At 40.5% G+C, this 12591-nt stretch carries 10 protein-coding genes; all 10 read left to right on the top strand.

The window, feature by feature from the left end:
* Nucleotides 1-9: 9 nt before the first annotated feature.
* The 10 genes from pseI (at nt 10) to BM398_RS08560 (ending at nt 12591) form a co-directional block, all read left to right on the top strand.
* A complete protein-coding gene (gene pseI, locus BM398_RS08605; protein ID WP_330390570.1) occupies nt 10-1077 on the top strand; it encodes a pseudaminic acid synthase in 1068 nt (355 codons plus the stop codon).
* Between the two features lie 32 nt (nt 1078-1109).
* Nucleotides 1110-2195: a UDP-2,4-diacetamido-2,4,6-trideoxy-beta-L-altropyranose hydrolase gene (pseG, locus tag BM398_RS08600; protein ID WP_092337301.1), complete on the top strand. Its 1086-nt coding sequence runs from the start codon at nt 1110-1112 to the stop codon at nt 2193-2195.
* Nucleotides 2192-3250, top strand: a complete 1059-nt coding sequence (locus tag BM398_RS08595; protein WP_092337300.1) for a glycosyltransferase — start codon at nt 2192-2194, stop codon at nt 3248-3250. Before pseG ends, BM398_RS08595 begins: the two co-directional genes overlap by 4 nt.
* A 39-nt stretch (nt 3251-3289) precedes the next feature.
* Nucleotides 3290-4366 carry a glycosyltransferase family 52 gene (locus BM398_RS08590; protein ID WP_092337299.1) on the top strand — a complete coding sequence of 359 codons (1077 nt, stop codon included), beginning with the start codon at nt 3290-3292 and terminating at the stop codon, nt 4364-4366.
* 23 nt (nt 4367-4389) lie between these two features.
* Complete coding sequence (locus tag BM398_RS08585; RefSeq protein ID WP_092337298.1) at nt 4390-6156, top strand: ABC transporter ATP-binding protein; 1767 nt, start codon at nt 4390-4392, stop codon at nt 6154-6156.
* Between the two features lie 69 nt (nt 6157-6225).
* Entirely contained in the window at nt 6226-7362 is a 1137-nt protein-coding gene (locus BM398_RS08580) for an acyltransferase (protein WP_092337297.1), read from the top strand.
* Nucleotides 7356-9125 carry a hypothetical protein gene (locus BM398_RS08575; protein WP_092337296.1) on the top strand — a complete coding sequence of 590 codons (1770 nt, stop codon included), beginning with the start codon at nt 7356-7358 and terminating at the stop codon, nt 9123-9125. The genes BM398_RS08580 and BM398_RS08575 overlap by 7 nt, the downstream gene beginning before the upstream one ends.
* Before the next feature lie 9 nt (nt 9126-9134).
* Nucleotides 9135-9620, top strand: coding sequence for a GtrA family protein (locus BM398_RS08570; protein WP_242949789.1), 486 nt, complete (start codon nt 9135-9137; stop codon nt 9618-9620).
* A 31-nt stretch (nt 9621-9651) separates the two neighbouring features.
* The gene (gene rffA / locus BM398_RS08565; RefSeq protein WP_092337295.1) at nt 9652-10788 is read left to right on the top strand and encodes a dTDP-4-amino-4,6-dideoxygalactose transaminase; all 1137 of its coding nucleotides are present in this window, start codon (nt 9652-9654) and stop codon (nt 10786-10788) included.
* 18 nt (nt 10789-10806) lie between these two features.
* On the top strand, nt 10807-12591 hold the full coding sequence (locus BM398_RS08560; protein WP_092337294.1) for a hypothetical protein: 1785 nt from the start codon (nt 10807-10809) through the stop codon (nt 12589-12591).

Raw genomic sequence — 12591 nt, 5'->3', positions numbered from 1 at the left:
ACATAGGAAATGTCTATGTTTGAACTTAACCGGAGGATCAAGCTCGCAGATCATTACATCGGAGCTGACGATCCTGTCTATATTATTGCTGAGATGTCAGCCAATCATCTGCAGGATTATAACAGAGCAGTCGAGATAATTCACGCTGCCAAAGAGGCAGGCGTTGATGCTATAAAGCTGCAGACTTACACGGCTGATACAATAACAATTGATTCCGATAAGAGCTATTTTCAGATTACGGGCGGAACCATCTGGGACGGCACAACTCTTCATAAACTTTATGAGGAAGCGTACACTCCCTGGGACTGGCAGCCAAAGCTCTGCGAAGAAGCCAAAAAGCTGGGACTTGATTGTTTTTCATCTCCTTTTGACAGCACGGCTGTTGAATTTATGGAAGAGATGGATATGCCCGCATACAAGATTGCTTCTTATGAAATAACGGACATTCCGCTTATCAGACAGTGTGCATCAAAGAAAAAGCCGATGATCATTGCTACGGGAGTAGCAAGAGAAAGCGATATAAGGCTTGCTATAGAGGCGTGCCTTGCAGAGGGCAATAAGGACATTATCCTGTTGAAATGCACATCTGCTTATCCAACACCTTACGAAGATGTAAATCTTAATATGATACCTACGCTTGCACAGGAATACGGCTGTGTTATGGGACTTTCGGATCATACCATGGGAAGCGCGGTTGCGGTAGCTTCTGTTGCACTCGGTGCAAGAATGATAGAAAAGCATCTCACACTTAAGCGAAGTGATGGCGGCCCTGACGGAGCTTTTTCAATGGAGCCGCAGGAGTTTGCGGAGCTTGTAAAGAATGTGAGAATGGTTGAGAAAGCTCTTGGAAGCAAAGAATACAAGCTTACTCCCGTCCAGGAAACAGAGCGAGAGGGAGCAAGATCTCTTTTTGTTGTAGAAGATGTTAAGCAGGGAGAAGCGCTTACTTCACAGAATATAAGGTCAATTCGTCCGGGAAACGGGCTTCCGCCTGTAGAATATGACAATGTTGTCGGTAAAAAGGCCACGCACGACCTTTACAGGGGCGAACCTCTAAAGTACGAGGATTTTAATTAAGATACTCTTTGCCGAAATGTAAGGAGGACAGAATGGGAAAAAAAGTCTGGATCAAAGCTAACGGTAACGGAATAATCGCTACGGGGCATATACGAAGATGCATGACTATCGCAAAAGAACTGGCGGATCTTGGAGCAGAGCCGGAGTTTATCTTATCTGATGAGGACAGCGCAGATCTTTTGAAAACTTTGTCCGATGAGGACGGAGTTTTTTATAATGCAAGGATACTTCACTCTGTTTTTTCAGACCCGCTTACCGATTTTCCGGCACTTAGCGAGATTCTCAGAGATGAGAAGCCGGATTTTTTCTTGATAGATTCATATTTTATGACAGAAGAGTATTTTAATCTTCTGAGTTCAGCTGTAAAAGAGAACAGTCCGGGCACAAAGACCGGCTATATTGACGATCTTTGCAAGTTTGATTATCCGGTTGACATGGTTGTCAATTATGACCTTATTTTTGATGAAAGCATGTACAGTGCACCCGTAAAACTTCTTGGTGGTGAGTATGCGCCGCTTAGAAAGCAGTTTTCGGATATAGAATACAAGGTAAAAGACAGCGCGGGCAGAGCATTTTTGTCGACGGGAGGAACGGATCCTTATCACGTTATAGGGACTATGCTTAAGAGCGTATACGAGGAGCGTGAACTTAACAGGAATGTGCCGTGTTTTGAAAAGGATATTTCGTGTGATGTTATAGTGGGAGCTCTTTTTGAAGACGAGTACAAAGATGAACTTAAAGAACTTGCCGGGAATCATCCGGAAATCATGCTTCATGAATATGTGACGGATATGTCGGAAATCATGAAGGATGCCGATTTTGCTGTAACTGCAGGCGGGACAACGCTTTACGAGTTATGTGCGGTCGGCGTTCCGACAGTAGTGTTCAGTATGGCAGACAATCAGATGGAATTTGTAAAAGGCTTTGATAAAGTTGGAGCTGCAAAATACGCCGGAGATGTGCGTGAGGATGACAAGGTGCTGCGCAAGATCGTGACCTGGGGCGTTGCGTCAGTGGATAATAAAGCTTTTAGACAGAAAATGAGTGATTCGGCCAGAAGCATAGTCGGAAGAGACGGTGCAAAAAAGATAGCTGAGGCAATTTTGGAGCTTACATGAAAAAACTGAGTATAATAGTGCCTGTTTACAACATGGCAGCTGACGGAAAACTTGATTATTGTTTAAAAAGTCTGGTGGCACAGACACTGGATCCTAAGGACTTTGAAATCATAGCGGTCGATGACTGCTCGACGGATAATTCTTATGATATACTTCTTGATTACAGCAAAAAGTATCCGGAAAATTTCATTGCCATAAGGTCCGAAGTTAATCACCATCAGGGCGGAGCCAAGAATATCGGACTTGCCGTTGCAAAGGGCGAGTGGCTTGGATTTATAGATGCCGATGACTGGATTGTTCCCGATTACTACGAAAGGCTTATTGGAAAGGCTGAAGAAACGGGAGCGGACATGGTCGGATGCGACTACTGTTTTGTGGATAAACATACTTTCGAAGTCGGAAAGATAGTCCACAACAACAATTTTTCCCAAACGGGCGTTATGGATAAAGAACGCTACAAGAACCTTCTCATAGAGACCGGAAGTCTTGTTGTAAAGGTTTATAAAAGAGAGATCATAGTCGGCGATTATGTTCCGGGAACAAAAGAAAAACTTGATATCTTCCCCGAAGATATTTTTTACGAAGACAATGCGGTAAGTAATACCTGGATGATAAGGTCCAAGCATTTCGAATATATTGAAGAGCCGCTTTATTTTTATTATCAGCACAATGCTTCGACGGTTCACAGTATTTCCGAGAAGAATCTCGAAGACAGAATGACAGCGGGAAGACAGATACTTACGGAAGCCAAAGAAAACGGCTATTTTGATGATTATAAAGATGAGATTGAGTTTCAATATACTGTGTTATTTTATGTAAACACACTTTTTTCCGTAATGCCCAAGAAATCGGGGATAAAGAACAGTTATGGCTTTGCAAAGAAGCTTGCTAAAGAGATGAAAGCGACTTTCCCTGATTTTCAGAATAATGCATATTATATTGAGAAAGTTCATGCGGAAGAAAAGAAGCTTATTAAGATGCAGATGAAGTCACACCTTCTGTTTTATATTTATTACAGACTGCTGTGGTTTTACAGAGATCTAAGGAAACATTGATCTAAACGGGGGTTCCGATAAGAAACGGAAGATAGGAAGATGCACGATAGAATTTATGTCTGTCACACTTTTTACCATGTGTATGTGGCATGCTTAAAAGAATTTTATATTGCTGACGGCGGAAAAGCTTCGCTTGTTCTTTCCAAGATGTCCAATAAATTTGGAAATATGGTAGAGAGAGCGAAGAAGAGCGATATTTTTGAAGAGGTTTTTGAGTACGATGAGAAGGAAGACGCTTTTTTCCCTGAGCTCAAAGAGCTTAAGACTGATTCGGGAAATATCGTGACAAACATGATAAAGAGAATGAAGTTCTGCAGGAAATTCGGCAAGCTTCAGGAACGGTACATTCCGGTTGATTTCAAGAAATACAAGGATATATATGTTTTCTGTGATTCCGATCCGATAGGCTATTATCTTAACTACAAGAAGATAAGATATCACGCCGTTGAGGACGGGCTGGACTGCATAAGATATTATGATACGGCTCGTTATGATAACAGAGGTCATTTTAAGATCAAAGCATTCATCGCATCTCTGGGACTTATTCATATCCAAAACGGATATGGCAGATATTGTATAGATATGGAAGTTAATAACATATCTGTGCTTCCTTATCCTTGCAAAAAGTATGTTGAACTTCCGAGAAAGAAGCTCACAGACAGACTTACTTCTCAGGAAAAAGAGAAGATGCTTGAGCTTTTTGTCGATGATATGAAAGGGCTTAAGGATAAGCTCTTTAAGGAGAAAGACGGAAAGACACTTCTTGTTTTGTCAGAGCCTTTGTGCGATCTTGAGACAAGAGAGCGCATATTCAGAGATATTATTGACGCCTATGGTAATATAGATGGAAGGGATGCTGTGGTCATGATAAAGCAGCACCCGAGAGATTACCTTGATTATACAAAGGCATTCCCCGATGCAATTGTGCTTGACGGGTCATTTCCTATGGAGATGCTTAACTTTATAGAGGGTCTTTCATTTGACAGACTTGTGTCTGTATATACTGTTGTTGATTCGATTAATTTTGTAAAGGAAAAACATTATCTCGGCGATGATTTCATGGATAAGTACGAGGCGCCCGAGATACACAGACAGAACGAAGCGATAACGGATTAAATCAGAAGGGTATAAATTATTTTATGCGTAAAATTTACAAGAAACTGATGCTGTTGCTCGATGCAAAGCAGAAAAAGCAGATGGTGGGCATTGTTTTTTTGATGCTTATTGGAGGTATTCTTGAATCTCTGGGAATTGCACTTATTGCTCCCATCATGGAGATTTTGATAAAGCCTGAGCTTATAAATGACAGCGAGATAATTTCTTTTATCTACTATTCGGTGTTTAATTATAACGAAGACCTAACTGATTCCACCAAACTTGTAGGCTTTTTCATGGTGGCAATGATATTTGTCTTTGTGGTGAAAAACATCTTTTTGTTCTTTATGAACAAGGTGCAGCTTAAGTTTGTATATACCAATCAGTTTGCAACTTCAAGAAGGATGATGATAAATTTCATGCAGCGTCCTTATGAGTATTATCTGAACGCTGATACCAGTGTTATTCAGAGAAATATTACATCTGATGTTAATAATATGTATGGCCTTATTCTCAGTACTTTACAGCTTATTAGTGAGATTATTGTTTTTGGCTGTCTTGTAGTCATTTTGCTCAAGCAGGATGCGATAATGACTATATGTATAGCATCAGTCCTGATTGCAGTGCTTCTTACTATCAAATATTTTATAAAGCCTATAATGGTAAAGGCGGGAGAAGAAAATCAAGATTACTACAGCGGTCTTTACAAGTGGATTGATGAATCTGTTACAGGAATAAAAGAGATTAAAATAGCCAATAAAGAGAATTATTTTATAAACGGATATGCCGACTGCGGCGCCGGATATGTAAATGCGGTGCAGAAATACAATCTGTACAATTCAACACCAAGGCTTCTTATCGAGACAATCGCTATTGCAGGAATGCTGGGATATATGTTGTTTGCAATGGCAAGTGGAACAGACAATGCAGCTTTGCTTGCGCAGTTTTCCGTTCTTGCTTTGGCTGCAGCAAGACTGCTTCCAAGTGCCAACAGAATAAACAACTACCTTACAAGTATTGCCTATTTTGAGCCTTTCCTTATGAATGTAAGTGACAATCTTCAGGAGGAGATTAACGACAGCTCTATCTCATACAACAGCGAGGATTACAAGAAGAAGCTTGAAACCAAGAAGCTTCCCGTTAATAAGACTATTTCGCTCAAGGACATCACTTACAAATATCCGGGGGCTGACAGATATGTGCTCAATCATGCGGATATGGAAGTTCCTGTAGGAAAGTCCGTAGGTATCGTAGGTACTTCGGGTGCGGGTAAGACTACAATCGTAGACGTTATGCTCGGACTCCTTCAGACAGAGAGCGGACACATCTATGCCGACGGCGTTGATGTAATGGAGAACTATAGCGGATGGCTCAAGAATATCGGCTACATTCCGCAGACAATCTTCATGATCGACTCAACCATCAGAAAGAATGTTGCTTTCGGCTATGCCGATGAAGATATTGACGATGCCAAAGTATGGCAGGCGCTTAAAGAAGCATCACTTGATGAATACGTTAAGTCTCTTCCCGAAGGTCTTGATACTAAGATCGGTGAGAGAGGAATTCGTCTTTCCGGTGGACAGAGACAGAGAATCGGTATAGCGAGAGCTCTTTTCGAAGATCCGGAGGTACTTGTTCTCGATGAAGCAACTTCAGCTCTTGATAATGAGACTGAGGCAGCTATCATGGATTCAATAAACAGGCTCCATGGAAGAAAAACGCTTGTTATCATAGCGCACAGACTTCAGACGATCGAAAAGTGCGATATGGTTTATGCAATAAAAGACGGCAAAGCTGTCGCAGACAGATAAATGCAAATTAGCAATCGGCAGGAGTAGTAATTTGACCGGTTTGACTATGGAAATATAAACGGAGGTGTAATGGACAGTCAGAGTATTACGAAAAAAAAGAGAGATGCAAATATTGAACTTCTCAGAATCGTAGCCATGCTTATGATCATTACTCTCCATTTTAACCATCAGTCGAATGCGCTGCTTGTGCTTGGAGAGCCTGCTTCGAGTGTGCAGATATTTGCAACGATACTTGAAGCCATTGCCATTACGGGCGTTAACGTTTATGTGCTTATAAGCGGATACTATCTGTCTTCTTCGAAAGTGAAACTCAGTAAGGTATTACTCCTTATTTTGCAGGTTTATTTCTATACACTTCTTATTTCAGGCGCAATGATGATGGTGGGAGCATATTCTGTCAGGTCTGAAGATAAGCTTGACAGGGCTTTGAGATATCTTTTCCCGATATCAAGTGAGCACTATTGGTTTGTGACGGCGTATGTCATCATGTATGTGCTTGCACCCGTCATGAATGCAGCGGTAAACACGCTTAAGAGAAAACAGCTTAAGACAGTCATTATTGGGCTTCTTACCTGGTTTTGTTTTATTAAGAGTATCGTTCCCGCACAGTTTGGCACGGACAGAAGGGGATATGACTTCGGATGGTTCATTTGCCTGTACCTTATCGCGGCATATATCAGGAAATACAATGTTGTCCTTTTCCGCGATGCAAAGAGAAGTGCGCTCGTTTATCTTGTATCGGTTATTGTTATAGCTGCAATTATCTTTGTCTTTTATAAGATAAATTTTGAAACGGGTAAGTTTATATATTTGGCAAGGGATATTCCTTATCACTACAATTTCTTTTTTGCCCTTACAGGAGCACTTGGACTGTTTTCAGTCTTTAGATTTATGAGGTTAAAAGAAAATCTTCTTGCTGAGGTGATCAGGATAATAGCGCCATATACTCTGGGCGTATATCTTCTTCACATGCACTTTGAGATTGCGGACAGGTGGGTTGAGTGGATAGAGCAGATTATCGGAGAGACTCCGCTTGATAATGTTCTTACATTCTTTATTCATCTGGTTATTTCTGTTCTTATGGTGTTCTTCGCGGGAATCTTTGTGGACTGGATCAGAAAGTATATTTTCAATTTCATCGGAAGAGTGCTTGGTGATACAGGTTTATTCAGACTGATAAAACGTGTGGATGATGACTTATGTTAAAAAATATCAGAAGCTATTTTATGAAATTAAAGGGATTTAGGCAGCCGCTGGAAAGATATTTCTTTCCGGTGGTATTGTTGTTATATCCCTTTTTTGGTATAACCAAGGGACTTGATATTGTTGATACCACGTATAATCTGGGAAACTATGAGTTTATGGGAAGCGTTGATCCTATGTGGCTCTTTTCGACGTTTCTGTCTAATCTTGTCGGAAGCATCATAATGAAATTTCCGGGCGCGGGAACTATGCTCGGTTTTTCTGTCTATTGTACTTTCATAATAAGTGCAATGGCGCTTGTATCGTACTATTTACTTCAAAAATGGATTCCGGGGTACTTGATATTTATCGGAGAGATTATCGCTGAAAGCCTTTGTTGGGCACCGAGAGTGATCCTATATCATTACCTCCCGTATCTGATGGTGACTTTGGGAACGCTTTTACTTGTTCTTGGTATTTTTTCAAAGGAAAGGCAGAATATTTTGCTTTTTGCGGCAGGAGCGTGCCTCGGACTTAATATACTGATGCGTTTTCCGGCTATTCTTGATTGCATGCTTATTTTGATTCTGTGGTTCAATTCTTTTATTTCAAAAGATAAGTTCGTGGATGCCGCGAAAAAGACAGGTGTTTGTATTGCGGGTTATGCTGCGGGGGTTGGAGTGCCGCTACTTTTTATTTCGCTAATATACGGCTTTGATACATATCCAAATGCGATAGGTAAGCTTTTTGCAATGACCGGCGAAGCAACCGACTATTCATCGGGCGGTATGCTGGCAGATATTCTCGAAGCATATATGCATACGCTTGGAAATATGCTGATAATGATCCCATGCATTATTGCAGGAATCATCATGTTTCTTTTGGCAAAAGAGAGATTTGTATTATTTAAAAAAATGCTTTTTGTGGCAGGACTTCTTGTACTTGCGAAGTATTATTTTTCCAGAGGAGTATTCACAAGAAATTATTATTACTACGATTCAATCTTCCAGGCGGCAATGATGTTTTTGATAATGACTGTTATCTTATGTATTGTCGGAGCAAGCGGATTTCTCGGCGGCACTAAAGAAGAGCAGACGCTGTCATTTGCAGCTCTTATGCTTATATTCATTCTGCCGATCGGAAGTAATAATCGTACAATGCCGGTGGTTAATTGTCTTTTCCTTATAGCGCCAATAGGTCTGTGGCTTATACGAAGACTTATGCAAAGACTTGGAGACAAGGATTATCATTTCGCATGGCAGGCAATAATAACGGGAGTTATCGTTGTATTGCTGGTGCAAGGGGCTATTTTTCACATCAGATTTTCATTTGCAGATCACAATGATCTTGAACCAAAGCTTGATACAAAGGTGACAGATATTGCAAAGGCGAATGGTCTTGTAACAACTAAAGAAAATTACGACGCGATCAAAGAACTGGAGATCTGTCTTAAAGATAATGACCTGATGCAGAGTAAGGCGCTTGTTTTTGGTGATGTCCCGGGAATACCGTATCTCTTTGATATTGAGCCTGCTATAGACACGACATGGCCTGATCTTGACAGCTATTCTACCGTTAGCTTTAAGAGCGCGATAGAAAAGCTTGATTCGTCGGATGAGCCAAAGCCTACTGTGATCATGGGAGCGCTGGACTTAGCCATGCAGGAGAATCCCAATATTGCAGCCAAGGAAAAGATGTTAATGGACTATATAGAAAAAAACGATTATAATATAGTCTTCGAGAGTGATAGATTTACGGTCTATACCAGTAGAAATTGGGAGAAATAAGAATACACTATGGAAAATGTTATGGGAAAAACTGAGAAAAAAGATATTTTTGACAAGATCATGTCATTACCTGTTCTGAATATATTTGAACCTTTTTACAAAAAGTATAAAGAAGGGCTTTTATATCTGTTTTTTGGCGGACTGGCTTTCTTTTTGAGTATTTTTCTGTTTTGGTTTATGGGTGTAGGCGTGATGCATCTCAACGAACTTGTCAATAATACTATCGACTGGGTTATTTGCGTTGCTTTCCAGTTCTTTACAAATAGAACATGGGTGTTTGACGGAGAAGTTGATAACAAAAAGGATTTTTTAAAACAGGCGGGATCGTTTACAGCGGGAAGGCTGTTTACGCTTATTGTTGAAGATGGAATTTTGCTGATTTTTGTTACGCTGATGGCATTTCCACAGATGCCTGTTAAGCTTGCAGCAACTTTTATTGTAATTGTACTCAATTATTTTATAAGCAAACTTTTTGTTTTTAAGAAAAAGGATTGATCGATCGAAATAGGATCGGGAGGAGCAGTATATGCGTATTAATTTCAATGTGCCCCCTTATACGGGCAAAGAATTCGAATATATAAAAGAGTGCGTCGAAGCACAGAAGATTTGCGGTGACGGTAAGTATACAGATCTTGACAATGAGTGGATTGAGAAAAAGACAGGCGTTTCAAAAGCGCTTCTTACCACATCATGCACACATGCAACCGAGATGGCTGCAATTCTTGCGGGGATAAAAGAGGGTGATGAAGTTATCATGCCTTCTTACACATTTGTTTCAACTGCAAATGCATTTGTTCTTAGAGGAGCTAAGGTCGTATTCGTTGATATCAGACCCGATACCATGAATATCGATGAGAAGCTTATCGAGCAGGCAATAACACCTAAGACAAGAGCCATCGTACCTGTGCATTACGCGGGTGTCGGATGTGAGATGGATACCATCATGGACATTGCAAAGAGGCACAACCTTCTTGTTATCGAAGATGCTGCTCAGGGCGTAATGTCTACATACAAGGGAAAAGCACTTGGCGCGATCGGTGATTTCGGTAACTATAGTTTCCATGAGACTAAGAATTACAGCATGGGCGAAGGCGGAGCACTTCTTTTAAGAGATGAGAAGTATGTTGACGATGCCATCATCATCAGAGAGAAAGGAACAAACCGCACTCTCTACAAGCTTGGCAAAGTTGATAAATACAGCTGGATAATGCCCGGATCATCATTCCTTCCAAGTGATATGAACGCTGCATATCTTTATGCGCAGCTCAACATGGCGGATGAGATCAATAACGACAGATTAAAGAGCTGGAACAGATATTATGAGGAACTTACACCCCTTGCTGAAAAAGGGCTTATAGAGCTTCCTTATATTCCGGAAGAGTGTGTTCATAATGCGCACATGTTCTATATTAAGTGCAAAGATTTTGAAGAGAGAAAGGGACTTATCGGATATCTTATGTCCAACGATATACTTCCCGCTTCTCATTACGTTCCTCTTCATTCCTCAAAAGCAGGAGTTAAGTACAGTGTATTCAGTGGAGAGGACAAATATACAACCAAGGAGAGTGAGAGACTTCTCCGCCTTCCCATGTACTACAAATTATCAGAAAACGATCAGGAAGAAGTTATTGCAAGGGTTAAGGAGTATTATAAATTTAACTGATAAAAAACGGAGCCCGGTATGAAAAAAACTAAAAATACACCCAATTTTATAATTTCTTTGGTTTTGATACTTATTGCAGTTCTTTTCATGAGATTTATCGGAGATTACTATTTCGATTTAAATGATGATGTTCTGATGAAGGACATGCTTTCGGGAGCATACACGGGTGCTCCCGAAGCTCACAATATACAGATGCTGTATCCGATAAGTGCTTTTATCTCGATGTTCTACAGAGTGATAAGAGGCTTTGACTGGTATGGCATTTTTTTGTGCATTTGCCAGTATATGTGCGTGTTTCTTATTTCTTACAAAGCGCTTCAGGTATGCATGAAACTTAAGTATAAGATCTTGGCGGCGTTGTTTGTGCTGTTTTTCTCACTTGGAGTGATTGGCGCACATTTTCTTTTTGTTCAATATACATTTACATGCGGCCTTTTGTCTGCGACTGCGGCATTTCTTATTCTTACGCATGAAAAAGAAGTTGATAAAAACTTTGTCATTGCTTTTTGGCTTATTCTGACAGCGTTTCTTTTAAGGTCTGAAATGCTTCTTTTAACACTTCCCATGGTATGTGTGGCCATCTTTATAAGATGGATGCTAAATATGAACAAAGAAGAGTTTTTGGACTGCCTTAAGCTTTTTGGTGTTATCGTTGCGGCACTTGCGGTTGCAATGGGCATACATAAATTTGCGTTTTCGTTGCCCGAGTGGAAGGAATATAACGACATTTTTGAAGCAAGAACGCAGTTGTATGATTTTCAGTACGTTCCTGAATATGAGGCAAATAAGGATTTTTATGACAGTCTTGGCATTGATAAGAGTGAGTATGAGCTGATTACGTTTGAAAACTATAATATTGGTTTGGACGATGAGATAAATGCAAAGGTATTAAACGAAGTTGCAGAGTATGCGGATAAGTTAAGATCCGATGAGGAGCCTTTTGTTCAGCGATTGAAGGCTGCATTTTCCAAGTATATATACGGACTTCATAATTTCAGTATGCCGAAGGGCTATGAAATGGATTCGGAGAATTATTGTCCTTGGAATCTGATAGTCATAATACTTTACCTCGGAGTTCTTATTTCCTACATGTTTCCAAGACAGGACAGCAGCAAAAAAGAAACTCTCCGCGTAATCGGTGCGCTTGTACTGTTGTTCATGTGCAGGACAACTCTGTGGATCTACATCATAATGGGACGCAGAGCGCCTATAAGGATTACTCATCCGCTGTATCTTATCGAGGTACTGGTGCTGTTTGCGATTCTATTAAGACGCGCGGGTAAGAGCAGCGTTTTGCCGTATAAGATAGTGTTTGTGGCTATGATAGTTTCTCTTTTATTTATTCCAAATCAGAAAAAGGTGATCGATTCGGAACTCCATGCAAGGGAGCTTATGCGAAAGCATTATGATGCGCTTTATGACTACTTTGCCGAAAATAGTGACAATTTTTATTTTATTGATGTGTATACATCCATTTCATGCGAAAATGATATGGAAGAAGGCGAGGCTACATTTTCGGAGAAGCTTTTTGACAGAGTTAATAATGACTACGCAAACCATGACCTGATGGGAGGATGGGGAGTAAAGAGTCCTCTTACGGTAAAAAAGCTTTCGAGAGCGGGCTACAGCGATATGCAGTCGGGACTTTTGGCGCAAAATGCATATATGGTCCAGACACAGTCGGATGAAGACGGCATAGACTGGATAATTGATTATTACAGAGATAAAGGCATTGAGGTCACGGTCGACCGAGAGACAATTATAGCCGATGCTTTTGCAATATATGCGGTCAGGGAGAAATAG

This window comes from Butyrivibrio sp. M55 (genome assembly GCF_900116865.1).
In the GTDB taxonomy this organism is placed as follows: Bacteria; Bacillota; Clostridia; order Lachnospirales; family Lachnospiraceae; genus Butyrivibrio.
The sequence above is the reverse complement of the archived record's forward strand: the minus strand, read 5'-3'. Positions and strand labels throughout refer to the sequence as shown.